This window comes from Phreatobacter sp., assembly GCF_016793595.1.
Taxonomy (GTDB): domain Bacteria; phylum Pseudomonadota; class Alphaproteobacteria; order Rhizobiales; family Phreatobacteraceae; genus Phreatobacter.
In genome coordinates this window covers 358,909-380,124 of sequence record NZ_JAEULY010000002.1, presented here as the reverse complement: position 1 = coordinate 380,124, position 21,216 = coordinate 358,909, and the positions used below count along the sequence as shown (strand labels likewise).

The following is a 21,216-nucleotide window of genomic DNA, read 5'->3' as shown; positions in this document are numbered from 1 at the left end:
TTGCAACGCGGGGCTCATCGATGGGTGAAGGGAGAGCGAAATCGCCCTTCGCGTGGTTCAACGGCAAGACGGTGACCATGGGGTTCTTAGGGGAGCAGGGACGCTTCCGTAAGCGCGGTGGAGCGGCGGACGCTCCTCCATGGTCCGGTGCCGGTGGAGCGGGAAGGCTTCGGGTCTGGCGAGTGATTGACCGGCGATACGGTCTGCTGGCGCGGTAAGGCTCGATGCCGAAACCGCGCTATAGCTTGAGGGATGCAACGGGAGAGCGCAGCGTCTCCCTTGCCAAGTTTGTGCGGGTACTACCCAGCACACAACTTGCGATCGGTTTGCGATCGGTTTGGCGATCTGTCCTGCGTTTGCTTGCGGCCGTGTGCGGCACGATTTTGCTTCCGCAACCTAACATGCTGGTTGCCTCAATCAGGTGGCCCAGCGCGCTCGCGGTTGGTAGCCTGCTATCCATCGAGAACGCGCACTGACGGTCCTTGCAATGGCATCATCTGACAACGAAAGCGCTGATCGATGGGCTGAAGCCCCAGATGACCTTCGACTTCCGACCAAGCGTTGGTCGTCCAAGACGCGTCTGCTTCTGGACGGCTGGGCGCGGGCGGAGGGGCTTTTCGATTCGCCGGCAGTAGCGCCCGTCCTTCAAAGGATGCTGGACGCACAAGCCGGCAGCCACCGGCCTGCGCTATCAGCGATCGAGGAAGCAGTCCAACGATGCCTGACGATCGTATTCATGGGGTCATTCACAGAATTATCGGACATGTGCGCCAAATGGTTGAGCGCGCTGAAGTCACTGGACGCCGATCGGCCAGATATAGAGTCTGTTAAAATTGACTTCGTTACAGTTCTTTCGATAGAAACAGAATACGATTTTATAATCACAGAAAGCGCTCGCGATAGTTTTCGTCGCCAAACGCGAAAACAACTTACCGATATTGGGACTGCCATCAAGAAGGACGAAGAACTCAAGGGTGAGTTCGAAAAGCACAGTCTGATAAAACCATATGCCGATCCGTCGCCGGATCGCGTTCGCGAACTTGCGGACGCAAAACTGGATGCGGCCGCTTTCGCGGAGGGGTTGATCCTCAAGCTGCTGGCGCTGTCTCCGCAAGAGCGGGCCGCCATGATTCAGCGGGTCGTTGCCGCTGCCGAAGCACCTGTGTCCATCACACTCACTGAGACACTGCCGCCCCTTTCACCGGAGGAACGTCGGACGCCCGGTAAGGTGCTTTGGCGTGATCGGGCAGCCGATCCCGAACTGGCCAGCATGAGCCCCCCGCAGTTCATCCTAAAATTCTATCAGGATCGAATGGGCAGATTCTCGACCACAGACCTAACGGCTGCGGACCCCGGCTTAGCCGGGGCGCTTTACCGTTGGCTCAAACAGCCCTCAACCGAAGGCGACGGCACGAACCGACTACCGAAAGACGTGTATTTCCTGTTGGAGCGGCAGCCCAGAGTGCGAAGGACCGGCTTAGCGGAGTCTATATCTGCCACCAAGATCGTCAATCCGAATGACCGCCACGAGCGCTACTTAGAGCGGCAGGCAGTTACGCTGTCAAAGAGTCGGTCAAAGCGTCTTAGATTTGATCGCTAGCTACTTGACATAACAGCATCGGCAAAACACCCTGCCTTAGTTCCGTGAAACAGCGGGACTACGCGCGGCCCGTCCGCGCCTCCATCACCGTTGGGGGTGACGCATGTCAGTCCGAATTATCGCTGCCATTCTTTTGGTGCTGGTGCTGGCCAACTTATTCCGGACGCTTTTTCCTCCGATCCGCGAAGAGTTTCTAATGATGAAAAGCTGTCTTCGGGCAGGCGATAACGCCGCTGCATTTCTGTCGGCGAGCCGTGTCGTGCTTATGAGCGCTCTCCCTAGCTACGTTGCTTTCCTGCTGTTGAACGTCGTTCTGGCATGACGTGAACTAGACGTTGGGCAGCAAGGAGAATTTTGTTACTAGGACTAAATTCCTTGATTGAGCGTAGATGTTCATGATATGTTCTATCCGAAAGCGAGGACTAAAAAGTTGACCGACCAGCCCAAATTCCCCGAAACTTCTTCGCAGATGGTGCCTCTCGCGCCTGCGGTTTCGGCAGGGTCCGCGTCGGATGTGCGTCTCGAAGCTCTGGTCAGGTTGATGGCGCGCCGCGCCGCTGAAGAAGACTTTGCCCGCGCGGTGCGGCGCGAAGCGCAAACAACAAACAAAAGGCCACCCGAATGAGCCGCGTTGCGATTTATGCCCGATACTCCTCCGACCTTCAGTCGCCCAGTTCAGTCGATGACCAAATCCGGGTTCTTCGCGAAAAGGCCGCAAAGGAAGGATGGACCATCGTAGGCATCCACGCCGACCGGGCAATTTCCGGCGCCTCCCTGTTGCTGCGGCCGGGAATGCAGCAGCTTATGCAGGACGTGATCGGTCGCCGCGTCGATATCGTTCTGAGCGAGGCGCTGGATCGTTTCAGTCGGGATCAGGAAGATATTGCTGGCTTCTTTAAGCGCGCGGAATTCGCGCAGGTCCGGCTTCACACGCTGAGCGAGGGGGACATCAACCACCTGCATATCGGCCTGAAAGGGACGATGAACGCGCTGTATCTCAAGGACATGAAGGACAAGGTAAAGCGTGGCCAGCGTGGCCGCGTCGAGAATGGCAAGATGGGCGGCGGGAACTGCTTTGGATACGACGTTCTTCGGCGGCTGGACTCGCGCGGCGAGATCATACGCGGTGAGCGCGCGATCAACGGCGGTCAGGCGGCTGTGGTCGAACGCATTTTTCGGGAGTATGCCGATGGCAAATCACCAAAGGCCATTGCAGCCCAACTGAACCGCGAAGGCGTTCATGCGCCCACGCAGTCGGCATGGCAGCCGAGCACGATCTACGGCAACTGGCAGCGCGGCGCGGGGATTCTGAACAATGAACTGTATGTGGGGCAGATCGTCTGGAACAAGGTGAGCTACCCCAAAGACCCAGACACCGGGAAGCATGTGACGCGTCGGAATCCACCTTCCGAGTGGGTGCGCAAGGAAGTGCCGGAGCTACGGATCATCGATCAGGAACTTTGGGATCGTGTGAAGGAGCGGCAGCTTGCCACCCGGCACAGTCACAAGCTGTTCTGGCAGCATCAGCGGCCGCGCAATCTGCTGTCGCATCTTTTGAAATGCGGCATGTGCGGCGGAGGCATGTCGAAGGTGTCGTCAGGCCATTTCGCTTGCTCGACGGCGCGAAACAAGGGCGAGGCGTTGTGCACGAACAAGCGCACGGTCCGACAGGATGCGCTTGAACACACCGTGCTTGAAATCATCCAGAACAATCTCATGGACGAGAAGCTGGTCGCGGCGTTCTGCGAGGAATACACGGCGCACATCAACCGCCTGCGCATGCAGCATAACGCCACGATCAGCAGCTATCGGGCGGAACTCGAACGACTGGCGCGGCGTCAGAAGAGGCTGATCGACATCATGGTGGAGGGGGTCGTCACGCCTGCCCTGCGTGAAGAATCCAATGGTATTGCGGCGCGCGAGGCCGAATTGAGCGCGTTGCTGTCCACGACGAAGGACGCGCCCGTGCTGTTTCATCCCAACATGGCGAGTCGCTACCGCCGCGAAGTGACCGAACTGGTTGCTACCTTGAAGGACGAATCCCACCGCGCAGAAGTATCCAAGATCATACGTGGGCTGATCGAGAGGATCGTTCTAACGCCCGATCCGGTGTTGAACAGTCTACGCGTGAATCTCTATGGCGACTTGGCAGGCATCCTGAACATCGCGCTCGGCAAGCAGGGGGTCAAAACATCGCAAGAGGCTGATTTCAAAGAAATAAAACTTGTAGTGGGACTGAATGGACCGGTGACGCTCGAGCGTTCTGTTAAGGTGGTGGGCCCGGCAGGACTCGAACCTGCAACCAAGCGGTTATGAGCCGCCGGCTCTAACCATTGAGCTACAGGCCCACCGTGCCGGCGCTCTTGTCGCACGGCCTGCCCCGAAATGGCTGCAAATCCGCCGTCGCGCAGGCAGGATGCGGTGATGGCATCCGTTGACCCGCGCCGTCAATCCTCGGCGCGCCCAGAAACCGCAAGAGACCAGCATGACCAGGACCCGTCCGAACCAACTCCCCTCCAAGCGCCAGGCCCTCCACGCCATCGCGCTGTCGCTCGCCGGCCTCGCCGCGCTCTCGGGCCCCGTGCTCGCGCAGGCCGCGCAACCGCCGGTGCAGCGTTCGATCACGCTGCAGGGCGAGGGGCAGGCAAGCGCCGCGCCGGACCTCGCCGTCATTTCCGGCGGCACGCAGGTGCAGGCCCGAACCGCCCGCGAGGCCATGGACGGCAATTCGCGCGCCATGCGGCAGGTGCAGCAGGCGCTGAAGGAGGTGGGCATCGCCGAGCGCGACGTCACCACCTCGGCGCTCAGCCTGCGGCCGGACATCGAATATCAGCAGAACACCCGTCGCCCGCGCGTCGTCGGCTACACGGCCGGCCACCAGTTGCAGGTGCGCGTGCGCGACCTCGGCAAGCTCGGCGACGTGCTCGACCGCATGGTCGCCGCCGGCGCCAATCAGGTCGACGGCCTGCAACTCACGGTCGACGACTGGTCGAAGAAGGTGGATGAGGCCCGCACCGCCGCCATCGAGGATGCCCGGCGCAAGGCCGAGATCCTCGCGCGCGCGGCAGGCGCGCGTCTCGGCAAGGTGCTGACCATCGAGGAACAGGGCGGCTCGCCGCCGGTTCCGGTCATGCGCCGGGCCGCGCCCATGGCGGCGTCCGCCGAGCCGGTGCCGGTCGCGACCGGCGACCAGACCTTCCGCATCGGCGTCAACGTCACCTGGGAACTGGTGGACTGACGGCGCGTCCAGCGGCGCGGCTATTCCGCCGCGTCGCTCCGGTCGCCGAACTGGATCGAGACGTAGTGGGCATAGAGCCCGTTGCGGGCGATCAGTTCGGCATGGGTGCCGGTCTCGACCACACGTCCGCCCTCGATCACCAGGATGCGGTCGGCATTCATTACCGTCGACAGCCGGTGCGCGATGACCAGCGAGGTGCGGCCGGTCATCAGTTCGTCCAGCGCCCGCTGAACCTCGAACTCGCTCTCCGAATCGAGTGCCGAGGTCGCCTCGTCCAGCAGCATGATCGGGGCGTTCTTGAGGATCGCGCGCGCGATGGCGACACGCTGGCGCTGTCCGCCGGACAGGCCCTGCCCGTGTTCGCCGATCGCGGTCTCGTAGCCGTCCGGCAGGCCGGTGATGAAGTCGTGGGCGTGAGCCGCCCGCGCCGCCGCGAATATCTCTTCCTCCGACGCTCCCGGGCGGCCGACCGCGATATTCTCGCGCACCGTGCCCTGGAACAGGAAGACGTCCTGGCTGACGAAGGCCATGGCGCCCCGCAGCGAGGCGACGGTGACGTCGCGCACGTCCTGCCCGTCCACCTTCACCGCACCCTGCGACACGTCGAAGAAGCGCTGCACCAGCGAGATGATGGTTGACTTGCCGCCGCCGGAAGGGCCGACCAGCGCGGTGGTCTTGCCGCCGGCAGCGACGAAGGACAGGTCGCGCAGCACCGGCTCGTCGCCGCGATAGCCGAAAGCGACGTTCTCGAAGGCGACCGTTCCCGCCTCGATGGCGAGCGGCTTGGCGTCGGGCTTTTCCTTCAGCGTCGGTTCGGTGTCGAGCAGTTCGTACATGAGCCTGACGCCGACGAGACCCTTTTCCACCTCGACGCCGAGACGGGCGAGCCGCTTGGCAGGGTCGTAGGCGAGCAGCAGGGCGGTGACGAAGGCGAAGAAGGCGCCGGCATCGACGCCCTGATGGATGACGCGCCAGGCGCCGTAGACGATGGCCGCCGAGATGGCGAGGCCGCCGAGCGTCTCCATGAGCGGGGCGGTGCGCGCGCCGAGCGTCGCGATCTTGTCGGCGCGCTGGCGGACGGCATCGATCGTCTCGTCCATGCGCGCCTGCATGCGCTCTTCCATGCCGAAGGACTTGACGATGCGGACGCCCTGCACGGTCTCCTGCACCACCGCCACCATGGAGGACAGCGACAGGAACTCGCTCTGGGCGAGGCGGCGGACGCGACGGCGCAGCCGGTTCACGCCATAAACCGCGACCGGCATCACCGCGCCGGAGACGATGAACATCAGGGGATCGGAGACCAGCATCACCGCGACGAGGCCGGCGACGGTGAGAAGGTCGCGCCCGACCGTCGTGACGATGTTCTGGAGCACGTCGCGCGCCGCCTGCGCGTTGTGGGTCACGCGGGTCACGAGATCGGCGGAGGCGTGCTGCTGGTAGAAGTCGACCCCCTGCCCCAGCAAATGGCGGAAGATGCGCTGCTGCTGGGCGGCGACGATGGCGTTGCCGATGCGCGCCAGAATGACGTTCGACAGATAGGCGGCGGCACCCTTGATCAGGAACACCGAGAAGACGGTGATGCCGAACCAGACGGCAAGTCCGAAATCGCGGTTCTGGAACACGCCATTGATCAGGTCGCGCATGATCCAGGCGGACATCGCCGTGCAGCCGGCGACGATCGCCATGCAGATGAAGGCGACGACATAGCGGCTGGCATAGGTGCGCAGGCTTTCGGCGACGAGGCGCTTCAGCGTCTCGCCCTTCTGCACGTCAACTTTCAGGATTCGGCTGAGGAGCCTCATTGCGGGGCGGCTCTCGAACGGGATTGTTGCAAGCGCGAATATCAGGTTTGCCGCGCAATACCAAGGTCGGGCTGGCACCGTCAGTGTCGACTGGAGCGGTATCCTGTTGCCGTATCGCGTGATCGTGAAAAGGCGCAGTCGTCCAAGACTGACGTGCCACGGCATGACGCCGAACCTTGCCGGCCCGCCAGCGACCTGCGACAAGCCGTTCCATGGCACCTGTTGAAGCGACCGCCTCCGTCGAAACACTCTTCGCCACCAAGCTCTACCGGGCCGGGCTCGGCGCGCCCCCGGCCTTCCTCGACGAGATCGAGCAGGCCTGTCGGTCGCTCGCCATCGACGACACGGCCGGCATCCGCTGGTGCGCGAAGAACGGCTATCCCGGCTATACCAGCTACGCCTCGCTGAACGACCTGCCCTGGCGGTTCCCGACCTTCAAGACGCTGGCGCGCCATCTCGACCGCCATGTCGCGACCTTCGCGAAGGAACTCGCGCTCGACCTTGGCGGGCGCAAGCTGGTCCTCGATTCGCTCTGGGTGAACGTGTTGCCCGAAGGCGGCTCGCACGCCTCCCACATCCACCCGCACAGCGTCGTCTCCGGCACTTTCTATGTCGCCATGCCCAGGGGCGCCTCGGCCCTGAAACTGGAGGACCCGCGCCTCGCGATGATGATGGCGCATCCGCCGCGCCGCAAAGCCGCGCCGCGCGAGCTGCAGGCTTTCGTCTCGGTCGGCCCGGAGCCCGGCGCGGTGCTGCTCTGGGAGAGCTTCGTGCGGCACGAGGTGCCAGTGAACCAGAGCCCCGACGAGCGGATCAGCGTCAGCTTCAACTACCGCTGGGACTGAACACCTGGTTGCCGCGGTTGCTTCTCGAAGCCCAGCCTGCATCGACAGCCGACAGGCTGCGCAGCAGGAATGCGCTCCTGATCGATGGCGATACTGGCCGGCGAATGCTCGGAAATTCTGGCGCTGACAAGCTTCGGGACACTGATTGCGCCGGCGCCGGCAGGATCATCGCCGGATTCGCCAGAGCGGCGGTCGTGTTCAATCGGCCGCCGGCGGCACGGGTCGCGGCCGGCCGTCCTCGTCGATGGCCACGAAGGCGAAGGTCGCCTCGGTCACCTTCTCCCGGTTCACCGTGCGGAATCGCTGCGCCCAGGCCTCGACATGGATCTTCATGGAGGTGCGGCCGACGTGGAAGACCTCCGTATAGACCTCCAGCACGTCGCCGACGCGCACCGGTCGTATGAAGGTCATCGCCTCCACGGCGATGGTGACGACGCGCCCCTGCGCCCGCTCCACCCCGGCAATGCCGCCCGCCTGGTCCATCCGCGCCATCACCCAGCCGCCGAAAATGTCGCCATTGGCGTTGGTGTCGGCGGGCATGGCGCTGATCCGCACCGTCAGGAGGCCGCGAGGCACGGCATCGGTTGGCCTGATTGTCGTGGGCATGGGAATTTCCGGCGGCGGGTTGCCGGCCAAGTCATGCAGCAATCGCGCCGAGACGCAATATCGCCCGCCGGAGGAGTGGGCTGGAGCGCCTGGCATCCGCATGCAGGCGCCAGAAAACCGCTTCAATGCTGGCTTTCCCCGGCTCCAGGCGGCATGGTGGACAGCCGCCGGTCATCTCGTCCTTGCAATCCGCGGCCGAAGCGAGTATCTAGCATCGACGTTTCGGCCGTTCTTTATTGGCCCGGCGCCCGCTGTCTGGGCGTTCAGCTGACGAAAAATCTTCGAAAACGTGAGCCCGAACTACTCGTGCATGACGCGAGTGATTTGTCTTTGCTCGCTTTGCGCGAAAGGATACTTCCATGCAGACCGGAACCGTGAAGTGGTTCAATTCCCAGAAGGGCTTCGGCTTCATCCAGCCGGATGGCGGCGGAACCGATGTGTTCGTTCACATCAGCGCCGTTGAGCGCGCCGGCCTCTACGGCCTTAACGAGGGTCAGAAGATCTCCTTCGAGATCGTCGCCGACCGTCGCTCGGGCAAGTCCGCTGCGGACAACCTGAAGGCCGTCGACTGATCCAGCCGATCTGTTCCACGCTGCCGACCGCGGATGAACCGGCGGCGGGCGTGGAACGCGGCTTTTCTGCGCAGAAGTGAAGTGCCGGTCAGGCCGGGCTTCTCTTCCCGTCCAACCATTTGCGAGGAGACGACATGCAGGTTCTCGTCCGCGACAACAATGTCGATCAGGCGCTCCGCGTCCTGAAGAAGAAGATGCAGCGTGAAGGCATCTTCCGCGAGATGAAGCAGCGCAAGTCTTTCGAGAAGCCTTCCGAGCGCAAGAACCGCGAGAAGGCCGAAGCGATTCGCCGTGCCCGCAAGGCGGCGCGCAAGCAGGCTCAGCGCGACGGGCTCCTGCCCGCTCCCAAGCCGAAGGCCCGTCCCGAGCGCCGTCCGCGTCCGGGTGCCCCTGCTGGTGCGCCCTCCGCGGCAGGCGCCGCCGAGGCCACGACGCAGCGCTGACTTCGCCGGTTTCCTATCGGCGGACAAACGCAAAGGGCTCCGTTTCGGAGCCCTTTTTCGTTGCGCGCGCGGGGTCTCGAGCGTCGCTGCGATTCGAAGAAAGAGAAAGCCGCCAGAGGCGAGGATTCAGCGTCTCAGTCCACCCATGACATCGCCGCGCGACAAGGCGATCTCGCGCGTCTCGCAGAGGTTCTGACCCGACATGGTCGCCGCCTCCGGGCCACGCACCGAGAAGACGCTCTTCAGATCGAAGAAACAGGACGGCCCGGACGGCGCCCGGCCGGTATAGTGCATCTCCTCGCCCATCACCCAGGCGCCAAGGACATCGCCCTGTTCGGGCCCGTCCGCCGGCGAGACGTGGAGCGCCACGACCGGCGCGCCCGTGCGGTTCACCGCCCGGAACAGAGTCACGCCGGCGCGCGCCTCGGGCAGCGGCGTATCCGTGTCGGAATCGCTCAGAGCGATATCGGGGTTCTGGCACAGGTCGAGATCGAATCGCGTGACCTCGCGACCGTTGGCGAAAGTGGCGCGCAGATCGAAGCGGCACTGGCCGGTTGCGCCCAGCCGCAAAAGCCCGCGCGCGCCGGGCGCCAGCGAGCCGCTGCCGAGCCGGTCGCCGCCCCATGAGGTCGCATCGACCGGCGTCACCTGCAACACCCAGAGCGGTTTCGAACCGTGGTTGGCGATCATGGCCATGCCGGTGCGCACCGGCTGAGCCAGCCTCGCCGCCGACGTGTCGAGGCGCGCGAGCGGGCGCGCAAAAACCTCCACGGTCGACCAGAACCCAAGCGCGATCAGGATGGCGGCGGCGAAACGGGCAGGCATGAGCGATCCGGGGATGAGGCTGGCAGCCTCCTCCTCGCAAGCGCCGGTGTCGACGTCATGTCAGATGACGCCGCCCTATGTTTCCGCTCTCTCAGCGGAAGATGCGATCGCCCTGTTCGTCGACGATCTGCCGGCCCTTGGTGAGGGAGAATTCCACCGCATCCTCCAGCGAGGCATGCCGGTCGGCGCGGATGAAGCGATGCTCCTTCATTTCGCCGTCGATCTCCTTGGTCACGGTCCCGGCTGTCTGGAACTGCCCCTCGTTGCGGAACGGCGCGGCGGTGATCGTGAAGCCCTTGTGCGCGATTGACGCCGCCGGTGCCGGTTCCGCCTCGGCGGCCGGCTTGCCCAAGCCAAACAGGGATTTCAGGAACGACATGGCGGCACCGCTGATCAGGTTTGAGGCCGGGAACCTAGCGCGTCCGGCCGGTGCCGGAAATCCCTCGCTCCAGGTTTCAGACGGGCGCGCGCATCAGCCGTTTCTGTAGCGTCCGCAGTTCCTGCACTTCCCCGAAGGCGATGGCGAAGCCTTCCGCGAAATGCCGGCGCACCCGGCCGATGACGGAGCCGACCGCGACTGCCGCCCCGACCGGCGGCATGACGTCGGCGGATACCGCCGCGCCCGAAATCGACAGGTCGATGACGAGGCAGGTGTAGGTTGCGCCGTTCGCCAGGGTCAGAATCGAGATGGGCCGGCGCGGCACGATCCGCTTGTGGCCGCGGACGTCGGGCGTGTCGTGGTTGCGATGATCCTCGATCCACGCGAGCTTGGCCGCGATCTTGTCGCGCAGGATGTCGCTACCCTCGACGCTCATGACGAAGCCGCGCTCGAAAGTCCGGATGATCTTGCCGTCGATCGTGCCGAACTCGCCGAAATAGGCGATGACACGCTCGCCCACCGGTCCGAGCACCGGCGCGAGCAGGAGCAGCGCGCGCGTCGACATGTCGGCGGCGCGGCAGGCATATTCCCGCCGGTTGCCCTGACTGTCCCGGCGCGATGCCAGCATGTAGCGGCCACCCATGTTCAGGATGACGCGCATGGTGTCGCGGCGGTCGATGACCGCCGCGTCTGCTTGACGTTCGAGAGAAGCGATAGCGGACAACATGAGGGGATGCCGAGTGACAATTTAACGGGATTGCCGGCATTCAGGTCTAATTCGCAGCTCTTTTTGTCGGAACTAACGGCATTACTAAATTTTTAACTGTTCAGTTCATGGCGGTTCATAGGTCGTTCATCCCGCCCGGCCCAGAGTACCGGTAGAGAGGAACCGGAAGCGGAACCTTTTGCTGGCGGCGTCGTTCCCGATCCGGTCGGAGCGTCGCGCGCGACAGGAGTTCGATGATGAGTTGGAGACCGCCGAAAGGCTTGATTCTCGCGGGAGCGCTGGTGGCGGGGCTGCTCGCGCCGGCCGCCGCCATGGCGCAGAACGCCTACACGACCGATGACGTCAACATGCGTTCCGGCCCCGGCACGCAATATCCGCGCGTCGCCACGCTCGCCGAGGGGACCGGCGTCAACGTCGAGGATTGCGACGGCGCCTGGTGCCGCGTGGTCTATCGCGGCCTCGAGGGCTACGTCTCACAGTCCTATCTCGATGGCGCTTCAGGGGGGCGGCCGACGGTCGTCGTTCCGCCGCCGGTCTATGTCGAGCCGCCCTATGTCTATCCGCCCTACCGGCCGGGCTGGCGCCCGCCTTACCGGCCGCCGCATCCCGGCTGGAGGCCGCCGCCCCGTCCGCCTGGCTGGGTCGGCCCCGGCCCGCGTCCGCCGATCGTCCGCCCGCCCCCGATCCGCCCGCCGGGTGGCCCCGGCTGGGTGCGTCCGCCCGGTGGTGGCCGGCCTGACTGGGGACGTCCGCCGCCGGATGGTGGCCGCCCGCCGATCACGCGTCCGCCCGGTGGCGGCCGACCCGACTGGGGACGCCCTCCGCCAGATGGTGGCCGCCCGCCGATCACGCGTCCGCCCGGTGGCGGCGGTCCGGGCTGGGTGCGCCCGCCGAGCGGCGGTCCGCCTCCGATCACCCGTCCGCCCGGTGGCGGTGGCGGCAGGCCGGACTTCAACCGGCCCTCCGGTCCTCGCCCCGGCATGGGTGGCAGGCCGGGCGGCGACCGGCAGGGCAACTAGGTTGCGCGCCAGCAAATGCTGCCTGCGGCGGGCTTCGGCCCGCCGCTTCGCGTTTCACTTCTCCTGCAGTGCCAGCCGCGCGCCGAGCGCCACGAAGGCGGCCGCGAAGGTGCGCCGCATCCAGGCCATCACCGATGGACGCGAAATGATCCTGTCGCGCATGGCCGCGGCAAACAGGCCATAGACCGCGAAGACCGCAAAGGTCATGGCCATGAACACGCCCGACAGCTCCAGCATGCGCGCCATCGGGGCAGCCTCGTTCGCTGCGATGAACTGCGGCAGGAAGGCCACGAAGAAGATCGAGAGCTTCGGGTTCAGCACGTTGATCGCGACGCCATCGACGATGACCCGCCAGGACGAGCGCCGGTCCTCTGACGTCTCGACCTTGAGCGCGCCGTCCTCGCGCAGCGTCTGCCAGGCCATCCAGAGCAGATAGGCGACGCCGGCATATTTCACGAGGTTATAGGCGACCGCGCTCGTGTGCAGCAGCGCCGCCAGTCCCATCATGGCGGCAAGCAGGTGAGGCACGATGCCGAGCGTGCAGGCGAAGGCGGCAAGCACGCTCGCCCGGCCGCCGCGCGAGAGGCCCGCTGCCAGCGTGTAGATGACGCCCGTGCCGGGCGAGGCCACGATGATCAGGGTGGTCAGCAGAAATTCCGGGGACATGAGCAAACCTTGCGACGACGGGCGTCCAGAAGGGCCCGCCGCGCCGGCTTTGGCAAGGCGGGTGCGCGCTCATCCAGAATATAATAGTTAGCCATTGACCTAACTATTATCGCTCGCTATATCGCCACCATGGCCCACTTTCAGACCGCCCTCGACGGAACCTTCCGCGCCCTCGCGGACCCGACGCGCCGCGCCGTGGTCGAGGCGCTGGGACGAGGTCCCGCTTCGGTCAGCGATCTGGCGAGGCCCTTCGCCATGGCGATGCCGAGTTTCCTCCAGCACCTCAGGGTCCTGGAGGAAAGCGGCCTCGTCGCAAGCGAGAAGGTCGGCCGGGTGCGCACCTGCACCCTGCGGACGGAACCGCTGGCCGCGGCTAATCACTGGCTGGAGGCGCAGCGCCGGTTCTGGGAGCAGCGGCTCGACCAGCTCGACGCGTTTCTCATGCAGATGAAGTCCGACGAGGAGCAATCATGACCATCCCGCACACCGTCTTCGATCCCACGCTCGATCTCGAACTGAAGCGGGAGGTGGACGTCTCGCCTCACCTCGTCTGGCGCGCCTGGACCGAGCCGGAGCTGCTGATGAAGTGGTTCACGCCCGCTCCCTGGCGGACCACTGCCTGCGAGCTCGATCTGCGTCCGGGCGGCAAGTTCCGCACCGTGATGGAAGGCCCGGCGGGCGAGAGGCACGACAATACCGGCTGCGTCCTGGCCGTGGTGCCGCAGCAGCTTCTGGTCTTCACCGACGCTCTCGGACCGGGCTACCGGCCCACCGGCAGCGCCTTCATGACCGGCTCGGTGTCGATCACGCCGGCCGGCAAGGGCACGCTCTACATCGCCCGGGCCATCCACAAGGACGTCGACGCGAAGAAGCAGCACGAGGAGATGGGCTTCCATCAGGGATGGGCGACCGCGCTGGATCAGTTGGTGGCGCTGGCGAAAACGCTTTGAACAGCGCGAACTCGGAACGAAGAGAAAGGCGGGATTCGGCCCGCCTTTTCCGTTGCGCGGCTATCGGGCCGCCAGCAGATCGGCGATCCGCCAATCGTCGTGCCAGATGACATCGACGGTCGTGAAAGCGGCCTGCGCGAGACAGGTTCCGATGACGTCGTCACGCGCCAGACCCTTGCGGCAAGCGCCGGCAACCTTCGCATGGCGAGATGCGACGTCGATCACCATGAAGCTGCCTTCGGAACGACGGAACGCCATCGAAATGAGAGCGCGGTCATCGGGCGTCGTGCCATCGCCCCAAGGCCCCAGTATGAGGTCGACATTCGCATCGTGTTCGGGGCCCTCGACCGTCCACTGGCAATAGTAGACGACGGCGTCACCGGCCACGTCATGAACCTCGCCCCAGATCGTGCGCGAAAGCCGGCCGCAGCACTCGCAGTCATAAGTCGACTGACCCTGAGGGTACGCGGTGATGCGCGTGAGCTTCCGCATGGCGTCGTCCATGGTGGCGGAACCCGCCCACCATGCGCGTGCAAACCTGACCCTCCAATCTTCGCGCGAATACGGATGCCGTCCCGTCAAGGCGAATGCAGTACCTCTCGTCTCGGCCCGGCGACGCTCTCGTCCGTTACTGATTGATCTCCGGCTCGACGAGCCGCGCGAGATTGCGCAGGCATTCCTGCCAGCCGAGATAGCAGGCCTCCACCGGGATGAGGTCGGGAATGCCCTCCTGCACGATGCTGATCTCCGTGCCGCAGAAGACCTTTTTCAACTCCACCGTCACGCGGATTTCACCCGGCAGGTTCGGATCGTCGAAGCGGTCCGTGTAGCGGAGCCGCTCGCCCGGGACGAGTTCCAGATATTCGCCCCCGAAGGAATGGCTATGGCCGGTGGTGAAGTTGCGGAACGAAGCCCGGTGCTTGCCGCCGACTTTGGCGTCGAGTTCATGCACGGTGCAGGTGAAGCCGTTGGGCGGCAGCCACTTGGCGAGGGCATCGGCCTCGATGAAGGCGCGATAGACTTTGTCGGGCCTGGCGGTGAGGACGCGGTGCAGGCGGACGGTGCCGGGCATGGGCATGTCTCCAGAGCGGAGTTCAAAGGAGCGGGATGGGCCATTCCGCCAGCCCCGGCGCATTGACGCGCGGGGGTGGGTCATGGCCACTTCACGGGAGGTATAGGCCCGAAATGGGGCCTGAGCAGAGCCTGACGCACCGCTGTTGCCCATGTCTGGCAGCAGCGGCGTTGAGGGCCTGCCGCTCGCGACTCGCACCGCAAAAAGAAAACGGCGAGCCGAAGCCCGCCGCACTCAAACTCAAAAAGGCCGAGATAATCCTCAATTATCCAGGAAGCTCCTGAGCTTCCTCGACCGCGACGGATGCTTCAGCTTGCGAAGCGCCTTCGCCTCGATCTGACGGATACGCTCGCGGGTCACCGAGAACTGCTGGCCGACTTCCTCCAGCGTGTGGTCGGTGTTCATGCCGATGCCGAAGCGCATGCGCAGCACGCGTTCCTCGCGGGGCGTGAGCGAGGCGAGCACCCGCGTCGTGGTCTCGCGCAGGTTCGACTGGATCGCCGCATCGATCGGCAGAATGGCGTTCTTGTCCTCGATGAAGTCGCCGAGATGGCTGTCTTCCTCGTCGCCGATCGGCGTTTCGAGGGAGATCGGCTCCTTGGCGATCTTCAGGACCTTGCGGACCTTCTCCAGCGGCATGCCGAGCTTCTCGGCAAGCTCCTCCGGCGTCGGCTCGCGGCCGATCTCGTGGAGCATCTGCCGGCTCGTGCGGACGATCTTGTTGATCGTCTCGATCATGTGCACGGGGATGCGGATGGTGCGCGCCTGGTCCGCGATCGAGCGGGTGATCGCCTGCCGGATCCACCAGGTCGCATAGGTCGAGAACTTGTAGCCGCGACGGTACTCGAATTTGTCGACCGCCTTCATCAGGCCGATATTCCCCTCCTGGATGAGGTCGAGGAACTGCAGGCCGCGGTTCGTGTACTTCTTGGCGATGGAGATGACGAGGCGCAGGTTGGCCTCGACCATTTCCTTCTTCGCCTGCCGGGCCTCGCGCTCGCCCTTCTGCACCATCTGGACGATCTTGCGGAACTCGCCGATCTCCAGCGCGGTTTCGGTCGCCAGCGCCTGAATCTCGGCGCGGATTTCCTTCACCGTGTCCTTTTCCTCGGCCACGAAGCTCTTCCAGCCGCGCGCGCCGAGCGAGGCCACGCGCCGGATCCAGTTCGGATCGAGTTCGGAGCCCTGATATTCCTTCAGGAACGACATGCGGTCGACGCCATAGCTCTCGGCGAGACGCAGCAGACGCCCCTCGTAGCCCACGAGGCGCTTGTTGATGTCGTAGAGCTGCTCGACCAGTGCCTCGATGCGCGCGGTGTTCAGGGACAGCGACTTGACGTGCTGGACGAGGTCCTCGCGCAGCTTCTTGGCCCGCCGCTCCTGGCTCGGCGACAGCTTGGTGTCGTTCAGCCGGTTCTCGACGTTCTGGTCCTGCAGGCGGCGCAGCTTCTTGTACTCGTCGGCGATGGTGTCGAAAATTTCGAGCACCTTCGGCTTCAGCTCGGCCTCCATGGCGGCGAGCGACACGGCGTTCTCCATGTCGTCCTCGTCCATGTCGCCCTCGGCGCCGGGCGGCAGGCCCTCGCCTTCGCCCTCGGGGGCGATGGGAGCTTCACCCTCGGTCACCATCGGCGCGTTCTTGGCGTCGGGGCCGGCATAGGTCGCTTCGAGGTCGATGATGTCGCGGAGGTAGATTTTCCCCTCGTTGAGCTCGTCGCGCCAGATGATGATGGCCTGGAAGGTCAGCGGGCTCTCGCAGAGGCCCGCGATCATGGCCTCGCGGCCGGCCTCGATGCGCTTGGCGATGGCGATCTCGCCCTCGCGGGACAGGAGCTCCACAGAGCCCATCTCGCGCAGATACATGCGGACGGGGTCGTCGGTGCGGTCGAGCGGCTCTGAGGCGCGCTCGGACTTGACCACGGCGCGGGGCGTCGCCTCCTGCAGCTCGTTGTCCGGCTCCTCGGCCTCGCCGCTGGCCTCCTCCTCGCCGTCCTCGGCGGCATCGTCATTGTCGACGACGTTGATGCCCATCTCGGACAGCATCGAGTTCATGTCCTCGATCTGGTCGGAGGTGAACGAGGCCGCCGGCATCACCGAGTTGATCTCGTCGATGGTCACATAGCCGCGCTTCTTGGCGCGCTTGATCATCGCCCGAACGCCGGCATCGGAGAGGTCCAGGAGCGGGCCATCCGGGCCTTCCGTCTCCTGATCCGCGCCTTCCGGTTTCTCGGTTGCCTTGGTTGCCATCTAGACCGTCCATCGCTCGCAACGGGCAAGACCCGCTGCCTCACGCGCCGGGAGCGGGTTCAAGGCCCGCCTCAACGCCAAAAAAGGGGCTGCGCCCGACCGCTGGCGCGCCCCTGTCACACCTGACTTTTATCCCCTAAGGCCCGCGTCCTTAAGACCTTATGAACCATGAGCTTGCGCCTCGTCTCCGCTGCGCGGCCATGACCCCCTGATACATCCACCCGCCTGCAATTCCCAATCGGTTCCGCTCACCCCTTGCGCGAACCCCGCCCGGAAGCCGCCCCGAAGCCCTCGATCAGGGCTTCGGTGCCAACAAGCTCCGCCTCGCGCCGCTTGGCGTCGAGAAGCCAGTGCTCGTTTGCTTCGGTCGGGTCCTCGCCGAAGGCGCGTTCGGCATCCCGGATTTCCTTAATTAGCGCTTGCTTCTTGCGATGCAAGGCCATGAGCTGCCCGAATGTCACCTCGACGTCGTTTTTTGCCGCCCCCGGCATGGCGCCCCAGACCGCGTGGACCGCAACGGTGCCCCTGACCTGGCCGACCAGCCCGTCATGGCCGGCCGCTGCGAGCGCGGCCGCATAGGCCTCGGCCTCGCCCTCGATACCCTGCGCGTGGAGGTCCAGCAGCGCCAGTTTGAGGCTTTCCGCCTGCGGATGGCGCAGGTCCAGCGCCGCAATGTCCTCCTCGGCCCCGTCTACCAGCCAGGGATGGTTGAGCAGGGCGGTCAGGATCAGTGCTTCGCGCATGGGCAGCGCCGCGCGCGGCCCCCGAACGAGCGCGCTCGCCGCCAGCGCCGGCGAGGGCCGGTGATCTGGTACGCCAAAGGCCGAACCGCCGCGGAAACCACCCGCCTGTCCCCTGCCGGGGCCGCGTCGCTCCCGCTGCATCGGCCGGAACAGGTCCGACAGGCGGCCGAACACGTCGTCGCGGTAGTGACGGCGCACATTCTCGTCGCCGATCGTCGCGACGACCTCGGCAAAGCGCGCCTCCAGCGCCGCCCGCTTCTCCGGCGTGCCGAAGACGCCGGCCTCCGTCTCGCGCTGCCAGAGCATGCTGGCGAGCGGCTGGGCCTGCGCCAGAACCGCGTCCATGGCCTCGCGGCCCGACGAGCGGATCAAATCGTCCGGATCCTGCCCCTCGGGGAGCGCCGCGAACAGAAGGCTGCGGCCGGGCTTCAAGAGCGGCAGGGCAATGTCCACGGCGCGATAGGCCGCGCGGCGGCCGGCCTTGTCGCCGTCGAACAGCAGGACCGGGTCCGGCGCCATGCGCCAGAGCAGTTCGAGCTGGCCTTCGGTCAGCGCCGTGCCGAGCGGGGCGACGGTCTCGCCGATCCCCGCCATGACCATGGCGATGACGTCGACATAGCCCTCGACCGCGATGACCCGATTGGTCTTGTGGGATGGCTCGCGCGCGCCGAACGCGTTGTAGAGCAGGGAACCCTTGTGGAAGAGATCGGTCTCCGGCGAGTTCAGATATTTGGCCGGAACGTCCTTCTCCAGCGCCCGGCCGCCGAAGGCGACCACGCGACCACGCAGGTCGGTGATCGGGAACATCACCCGGTCCCGGAACCGGTCGTAGGGCACCGGGATGCCCTCGCCATGGACCAGGAGCCCGGCCGCGACCATATCGGCCACCGGCACGCCCTTGGCGCCGAGATGCTCCTTCAGCGCGAAGCGCTCGGGCGGGGCATAGCCGAGACGGAATTTCACCTGCGTCGGGGCGCGCAGGTCACGGCCGGCGAGATAGCCGCGCGCCTTTGCGCCGGCGCGGTCCTGCAACTGCGCCTCGAAGAATTTCGCGGCGAGTTCCATCACCTCGTAGAGGGTCTTGGCCTTCTCGGCCCGCTGCACCTCCTCGGCCGTCACTTTCGGCATGGGCACGCCGGCCTGCGAGGCGAGCTGCTCCACCGCCTCGGGGAAACTCAGCCCTTCCGTCTCCATCAGGAAGCGGAAGATGTCGCCGTGCTTGGCGGACGAGAAGCAGTGGTAGAAGCCCTTCTGGTCGTTGACGTAGAAGGACGGCGTCTTCTCGGCGTTGAACGGCGACAGGCCGCGCCATTCCCTGCCCTGCTTCTTCAGCTTGACGCGCCGGCCCACCACCTCCGACACGGGGAGGCGTTGCCGGATTTCGTCCAGGAACGAAGGCGGAAAGCGCATTAGGCAGATATAGGCGATGTCCGATCATCGGACATCGCCTGACTTGGCCAGCCTGTGGACAAGACCAGCCGCGACCTCCCCTACCGCACCACCACCTTGCGATAGAGGTGCCAGGTCGCGTGCCCCAACACCGGCACGACCACGGCCAGCCCGACGAAGAGCGGTATGGAGCCGATCACCAGCAGGGCCGCGACAATCAGCCCCCAAAGCGCCATCGGGCCGGGATTGGCCGCTACCGCCCTGATCGACGCGCCCATGGCGCTGAAAGCGTTGACATGCCGGTCGAGCAGCAGCGGGAACGAAATGACGCTCGTGGTCAGCGCAACCAGTGCGAACAGGAAGCCGGCGGCGTTGCCGACGAGGATCAGCGCCCAGCCCTCGCCCGTGGTCAGCACCCGATACATGAAGTCGGTCTGGCCGGCCGGAACGAAGTCGCCGAACGCCCAGCGATAGATCGCCATGGCGCTCGCCAGCCAGGCGACGAACAGCACCATGAGTATCGCCCCGACCAGCAGGATCGACCAGCGCGCCGGCGATCGGAGCACGTCGAAGGCATGGCTCCAGGCCGTGTCCAGCCCCTGCTCGCGCCGTCGCGAAATCTCATAGATGCCGATGGCCGCGAAAGGCCCGATCAGCGCGAAGCCCGCCATGATCGGAAAGAGCAGCATGACCCATTCGGCATCCATGGCCGCCCGCCCGATGAGCAGGCCCACGATCGGATAGATGAGCCCGAGGAAGACGAGATGGCTCGGCTGCCGTGAGAAATCGTCGAAGCCCTGCGCCAGGGCCTGGCGAATGTCCTCGGTACCGATCCGGCGAATGGTGATGGGTTCGTGGTCGGCATCCTCGCCGACGCGCATCGTGCCTGTCTGGAAGGAATCTGCCTGCGGATAGGATGCCTGTGCCATGGCGACCGTCCGTTGTCGTGGCCGTTCGAGGCCCGGCAGCGCCGCGGAGGTCGGTTCACGATGGCCGCCGCGAGGCGTCAGACCTGAACATCGATTAGGTCACCCTACACCCGCATGAGCCATTTGTCGCGAAGGTCGTCCGACACAATGGCGCGAGTGGCGGCGCGCACTTCGGCGCATTCCGACATGATCACCGGATACTCCGCGACGATATGGTCGATCAGGGCCCTCACCGCCGGCAGGAGCCCGCGCCGCGTGCCGAAGACCATGTGAATCGTTCCGAACGGCGCCGTCCATTCGGGAAGGAGCTGGACGAGGCGGCCCGCCTCGACCTCGTCGCGGCACACCTGATCGGGCAGCAGGGCCATGCCGAGCCCGGCCAGAGCCGCATTGCGCAGGATGGTGAAATCGCTGCAGGCGAGGATCGGCTCGTGGACGATGTCGCGGGATTGGCCGTCGGGACCGGTCAGCTGCCAGCGGTCGTGCAGCACGCCCTCGGCATGGGTCAGCGTCGGCAGTCCTCCGATCCGGTCGATGTCGATGGTGCCGCCATGCGCCGCCACGAAGGCGGGGCTGGCGACGATCAGGCTGCGGCTCTGCCCGAGCACCCGCATGGTCAGGTCCGGTTCGGTGTCGAGCCTGGTGCGCACGCGCAAGGCGATATCGACTCGCTCCTCGATCAGGTCGACCCGCCGGTTGGAGACGTTGAGCTGAACCCTCACGGCCGGATGGCGCTTCATGAAGCCCGGCAGGATAACGGCCATCAGGTTGTAGCCGAAGTCCGGCGGACAGGCGACACGCACCACGCCGCTCGGTTCCGCCCGCGCCCTGAGCGCGGCTGCCTCGGCGGCCTCGGCGCCGGCCAGCATGGCCTGGCACTGCTGGTAGACCTCCTCGCCCGTCTCGGTGACACGGAAACGGCGGGTCGAACGCTCGATGAGCCGCACCCCCAGCCGTTCCTCCAACCGCGCGACATGCTTGCTGAGCTTCGATTTCGGCACCTGCAACGCGCGCGCTGCTGGCGAGAAGCCCTGATGCCGCACCACAGCCGCGAAGAGGGAGAGGTCGTTGAGGTCCAGCATTGGCGTTTCCCAGGAGAAACGATCAGTTCGAATATTGCTGACTACAGGTCGATCGTTCGCGATTCTAGATAAGCGGCCG

23 protein-coding genes and 1 tRNA gene are annotated in these 21,216 nt (G+C 65.3%); 11 read left to right on the top strand and 13 right to left on the bottom strand.

All coding sequences use genetic code 11. The features are described 5' to 3' along the window. Nucleotides 1-487 precede the first annotated feature (487 nt). From JNK84_RS02500 to JNK84_RS23450, 4 genes are all read left to right on the top strand, one after another. Nucleotides 488-1,600 (top strand): hypothetical protein, encoded by a 1,113-nt coding sequence (locus JNK84_RS02500; RefSeq protein ID WP_293420186.1) that lies wholly within the window; start codon nucleotides 488-490, stop codon nucleotides 1,598-1,600. 103 nt (nucleotides 1,601-1,703) lie between these two features. Beyond that, a complete protein-coding gene (locus JNK84_RS02495) occupies nucleotides 1,704-1,922 on the top strand; it encodes a hypothetical protein (RefSeq protein ID WP_293420185.1) in 219 nt (72 codons plus the stop codon). Between the two features lie 108 nt (nucleotides 1,923-2,030). Further along, nucleotides 2,031-2,225 (top strand): hypothetical protein, encoded by a 195-nt coding sequence (locus JNK84_RS02490; protein ID WP_293420184.1) that lies wholly within the window; start codon nucleotides 2,031-2,033, stop codon nucleotides 2,223-2,225. Continuing rightward, complete coding sequence (locus JNK84_RS23450; protein WP_367272204.1) at nucleotides 2,222-3,916, top strand: recombinase family protein; 1,695 nt, start codon at nucleotides 2,222-2,224, stop codon at nucleotides 3,914-3,916. The genes JNK84_RS02490 and JNK84_RS23450 overlap by 4 nt, the downstream gene beginning before the upstream one ends. Here the strand turns inward: JNK84_RS23450 and JNK84_RS02475 are convergent. Next, a tRNA-Ile gene (locus JNK84_RS02475) sits at nucleotides 3,873-3,948 on the bottom strand. The genes JNK84_RS23450 and JNK84_RS02475 overlap by 44 nt on opposite strands. 137 nt (nucleotides 3,949-4,085) lie before the next feature. Between JNK84_RS02475 and JNK84_RS02470 the strand changes: the two genes are divergently transcribed. Next, nucleotides 4,086-4,838 carry an SIMPL domain-containing protein gene (locus tag JNK84_RS02470; RefSeq protein ID WP_293420181.1) on the top strand — a complete coding sequence of 251 codons (753 nt, stop codon included), beginning with the start codon at nucleotides 4,086-4,088 and terminating at the stop codon, nucleotides 4,836-4,838. Between the two features lie 20 nt (nucleotides 4,839-4,858). Here JNK84_RS02470 and JNK84_RS02465 read toward each other — a convergent pair whose 3' ends face one another. Next, nucleotides 4,859-6,643 carry an ABC transporter ATP-binding protein gene (locus tag JNK84_RS02465; protein ID WP_293420180.1) on the bottom strand — a complete coding sequence of 595 codons (1,785 nt, stop codon included), beginning with the start codon at nucleotides 6,641-6,643 and terminating at the stop codon, nucleotides 4,859-4,861. Nucleotides 6,644-6,855: 212 nt separating this feature from the next. On the opposite strand from JNK84_RS02465, the gene JNK84_RS02460 reads away from it, so the two are divergent. Next, nucleotides 6,856-7,488: a TIGR02466 family protein gene (locus JNK84_RS02460; RefSeq protein ID WP_293420179.1), complete on the top strand. Its 633-nt coding sequence runs from the start codon at nucleotides 6,856-6,858 to the stop codon at nucleotides 7,486-7,488. Nucleotides 7,489-7,686: 198 nt separating this feature from the next. Here the strand turns inward: JNK84_RS02460 and JNK84_RS02455 are convergent, their stop codons facing one another. Continuing rightward, nucleotides 7,687-8,094, bottom strand: coding sequence for an acyl-CoA thioesterase (locus tag JNK84_RS02455; RefSeq protein ID WP_293420178.1), 408 nt, complete (start codon nucleotides 8,092-8,094; stop codon nucleotides 7,687-7,689). Between the two features lie 359 nt (nucleotides 8,095-8,453). Here JNK84_RS02455 and JNK84_RS02450 point away from each other — a divergent pair, with 359 nt between their 5' ends. Next, a complete protein-coding gene (locus tag JNK84_RS02450) occupies nucleotides 8,454-8,666 on the top strand; it encodes a cold-shock protein (protein WP_293420177.1) in 213 nt (70 codons plus the stop codon). Nucleotides 8,667-8,800: 134 nt separating this feature from the next. Continuing rightward, nucleotides 8,801-9,109: a 30S ribosomal protein S21 gene (gene rpsU / locus JNK84_RS02445; RefSeq protein ID WP_293420176.1), complete on the top strand. Its 309-nt coding sequence runs from the start codon at nucleotides 8,801-8,803 to the stop codon at nucleotides 9,107-9,109. Nucleotides 9,110-9,235: 126 nt separating this feature from the next. On the opposite strand, the gene JNK84_RS02440 is transcribed toward rpsU, so the two are convergent. From JNK84_RS02440 to JNK84_RS02430, 3 genes are all read right to left on the bottom strand, one after another. Next, nucleotides 9,236-9,934: a hypothetical protein gene (locus JNK84_RS02440; protein WP_293420174.1), complete on the bottom strand. Its 699-nt coding sequence runs from the start codon at nucleotides 9,932-9,934 to the stop codon at nucleotides 9,236-9,238. A gap of 91 nt (nucleotides 9,935-10,025) precedes the next feature. Then, the gene (locus tag JNK84_RS02435) at nucleotides 10,026-10,313 is read right to left on the bottom strand and encodes an HlyU family transcriptional regulator (protein ID WP_293420172.1); all 288 of its coding nucleotides are present in this window, start codon (nucleotides 10,311-10,313) and stop codon (nucleotides 10,026-10,028) included. Nucleotides 10,314-10,389: 76 nt separating this feature from the next. Continuing rightward, nucleotides 10,390-11,040 carry a PilZ domain-containing protein gene (locus tag JNK84_RS02430; RefSeq protein WP_293420170.1) on the bottom strand — a complete coding sequence of 217 codons (651 nt, stop codon included), beginning with the start codon at nucleotides 11,038-11,040 and terminating at the stop codon, nucleotides 10,390-10,392. Nucleotides 11,041-11,300: 260 nt separating this feature from the next. Here JNK84_RS02430 and JNK84_RS02425 point away from each other — a divergent pair, with 260 nt between their 5' ends. Beyond that, nucleotides 11,301-12,059 (top strand): SH3 domain-containing protein, encoded by a 759-nt coding sequence (locus tag JNK84_RS02425; RefSeq protein WP_293420168.1) that lies wholly within the window; start codon nucleotides 11,301-11,303, stop codon nucleotides 12,057-12,059. 54 nt (nucleotides 12,060-12,113) lie between these two features. Here JNK84_RS02425 and JNK84_RS02420 read toward each other — a convergent pair whose 3' ends face one another. Beyond that, on the bottom strand, nucleotides 12,114-12,725 hold the full coding sequence (locus tag JNK84_RS02420) for a LysE family translocator (protein ID WP_293420166.1): 612 nt from the start codon (nucleotides 12,723-12,725) through the stop codon (nucleotides 12,114-12,116). Nucleotides 12,726-12,854: 129 nt separating this feature from the next. Between JNK84_RS02420 and JNK84_RS02415 the strand changes: the two genes are divergently transcribed. Together JNK84_RS02415 and JNK84_RS02410 are read left to right on the top strand one after the other, a co-directional pair. Continuing rightward, on the top strand, nucleotides 12,855-13,199 hold the full coding sequence (locus JNK84_RS02415) for an ArsR/SmtB family transcription factor (RefSeq protein WP_293420164.1): 345 nt from the start codon (nucleotides 12,855-12,857) through the stop codon (nucleotides 13,197-13,199). Beyond that, nucleotides 13,196-13,675, top strand: a complete 480-nt coding sequence (locus tag JNK84_RS02410) for an SRPBCC family protein (protein ID WP_293420162.1) — start codon at nucleotides 13,196-13,198, stop codon at nucleotides 13,673-13,675. The genes JNK84_RS02415 and JNK84_RS02410 overlap by 4 nt, the downstream gene beginning before the upstream one ends. A 60-nt stretch (nucleotides 13,676-13,735) precedes the next feature. Here JNK84_RS02410 and JNK84_RS02405 read toward each other — a convergent pair whose 3' ends face one another. The 6 genes from JNK84_RS02405 to JNK84_RS02380 form a co-directional block, all read right to left on the bottom strand. Further along, on the bottom strand, nucleotides 13,736-14,179 hold the full coding sequence (locus tag JNK84_RS02405; protein ID WP_293420160.1) for a hypothetical protein: 444 nt from the start codon (nucleotides 14,177-14,179) through the stop codon (nucleotides 13,736-13,738). A 124-nt stretch (nucleotides 14,180-14,303) separates the two neighbouring features. Further along, complete coding sequence (locus tag JNK84_RS02400; RefSeq protein WP_293420158.1) at nucleotides 14,304-14,747, bottom strand: SRPBCC family protein; 444 nt, start codon at nucleotides 14,745-14,747, stop codon at nucleotides 14,304-14,306. Between the two features lie 261 nt (nucleotides 14,748-15,008). Beyond that, entirely contained in the window at nucleotides 15,009-16,994 is a 1,986-nt protein-coding gene (gene rpoD, locus JNK84_RS02395; RefSeq protein WP_293420156.1) for an RNA polymerase sigma factor RpoD, read from the bottom strand. A 248-nt stretch (nucleotides 16,995-17,242) separates the two neighbouring features. Then, complete coding sequence (dnaG, locus tag JNK84_RS02390; RefSeq protein ID WP_293420154.1) at nucleotides 17,243-19,147, bottom strand: DNA primase; 1,905 nt, start codon at nucleotides 19,145-19,147, stop codon at nucleotides 17,243-17,245. A gap of 80 nt (nucleotides 19,148-19,227) precedes the next feature. After that, nucleotides 19,228-20,007 (bottom strand): DUF2189 domain-containing protein, encoded by a 780-nt coding sequence (locus tag JNK84_RS02385; RefSeq protein ID WP_293420359.1) that lies wholly within the window; start codon nucleotides 20,005-20,007, stop codon nucleotides 19,228-19,230. A gap of 152 nt (nucleotides 20,008-20,159) precedes the next feature. After that, nucleotides 20,160-21,137, bottom strand: coding sequence for a LysR family transcriptional regulator (locus JNK84_RS02380; protein WP_293420152.1), 978 nt, complete (start codon nucleotides 21,135-21,137; stop codon nucleotides 20,160-20,162). Nucleotides 21,138-21,216 lie beyond the last annotated feature (79 nt).

Bases quoted from the DNA above. Each gene is read 5' to 3' on its own strand.
- JNK84_RS02500 (WP_293420186.1), top strand. From the start codon at position 488: ATGGCATCATCTGACAACGAAAGCGCTGATCGATGGGCTGAAGCCCCA.
- JNK84_RS02495 (WP_293420185.1), top strand. From the start codon at position 1,704: ATGTCAGTCCGAATTATCGCTGCCATTCTTTTGGTGCTGGTGCTGGCC.
- JNK84_RS23450 (WP_367272204.1), top strand. From the start codon at position 2,222: ATGAGCCGCGTTGCGATTTATGCCCGATACTCCTCCGACCTTCAGTCG.
- JNK84_RS02470 (WP_293420181.1), top strand. From the start codon at position 4,086: ATGACCAGGACCCGTCCGAACCAACTCCCCTCCAAGCGCCAGGCCCTC.
- JNK84_RS02465 (WP_293420180.1), bottom strand. From the start codon at position 6,643: ATGAGGCTCCTCAGCCGAATCCTGAAAGTTGACGTGCAGAAGGGCGAG.
- JNK84_RS02460 (WP_293420179.1), top strand. From the start codon at position 6,856: ATGGCACCTGTTGAAGCGACCGCCTCCGTCGAAACACTCTTCGCCACC.
- JNK84_RS02455 (WP_293420178.1), bottom strand. From the start codon at position 8,094: ATGCCCACGACAATCAGGCCAACCGATGCCGTGCCTCGCGGCCTCCTG.
- JNK84_RS02450 (WP_293420177.1), top strand. From the start codon at position 8,454: ATGCAGACCGGAACCGTGAAGTGGTTCAATTCCCAGAAGGGCTTCGGC.
- rpsU (WP_293420176.1), top strand. From the start codon at position 8,801: ATGCAGGTTCTCGTCCGCGACAACAATGTCGATCAGGCGCTCCGCGTC.
- JNK84_RS02440 (WP_293420174.1), bottom strand. From the start codon at position 9,934: ATGCCTGCCCGTTTCGCCGCCGCCATCCTGATCGCGCTTGGGTTCTGG.
- JNK84_RS02435 (WP_293420172.1), bottom strand. From the start codon at position 10,313: ATGTCGTTCCTGAAATCCCTGTTTGGCTTGGGCAAGCCGGCCGCCGAG.
- JNK84_RS02430 (WP_293420170.1), bottom strand. From the start codon at position 11,040: ATGTTGTCCGCTATCGCTTCTCTCGAACGTCAAGCAGACGCGGCGGTC.
- JNK84_RS02420 (WP_293420166.1), bottom strand. From the start codon at position 12,725: ATGTCCCCGGAATTTCTGCTGACCACCCTGATCATCGTGGCCTCGCCC.
- JNK84_RS02415 (WP_293420164.1), top strand. From the start codon at position 12,855: ATGGCCCACTTTCAGACCGCCCTCGACGGAACCTTCCGCGCCCTCGCG.
- JNK84_RS02410 (WP_293420162.1), top strand. From the start codon at position 13,196: ATGACCATCCCGCACACCGTCTTCGATCCCACGCTCGATCTCGAACTG.
- JNK84_RS02405 (WP_293420160.1), bottom strand. From the start codon at position 14,179: ATGGACGACGCCATGCGGAAGCTCACGCGCATCACCGCGTACCCTCAG.
- JNK84_RS02400 (WP_293420158.1), bottom strand. From the start codon at position 14,747: ATGCCCGGCACCGTCCGCCTGCACCGCGTCCTCACCGCCAGGCCCGAC.
- rpoD (WP_293420156.1), bottom strand. From the start codon at position 16,994: ATGGCAACCAAGGCAACCGAGAAACCGGAAGGCGCGGATCAGGAGACG.
- dnaG (WP_293420154.1), bottom strand. From the start codon at position 19,147: ATGCGCTTTCCGCCTTCGTTCCTGGACGAAATCCGGCAACGCCTCCCC.
- JNK84_RS02385 (WP_293420359.1), bottom strand. From the start codon at position 20,007: ATGCGCGTCGGCGAGGATGCCGACCACGAACCCATCACCATTCGCCGG.
- JNK84_RS02380 (WP_293420152.1), bottom strand. From the start codon at position 21,137: ATGCTGGACCTCAACGACCTCTCCCTCTTCGCGGCTGTGGTGCGGCAT.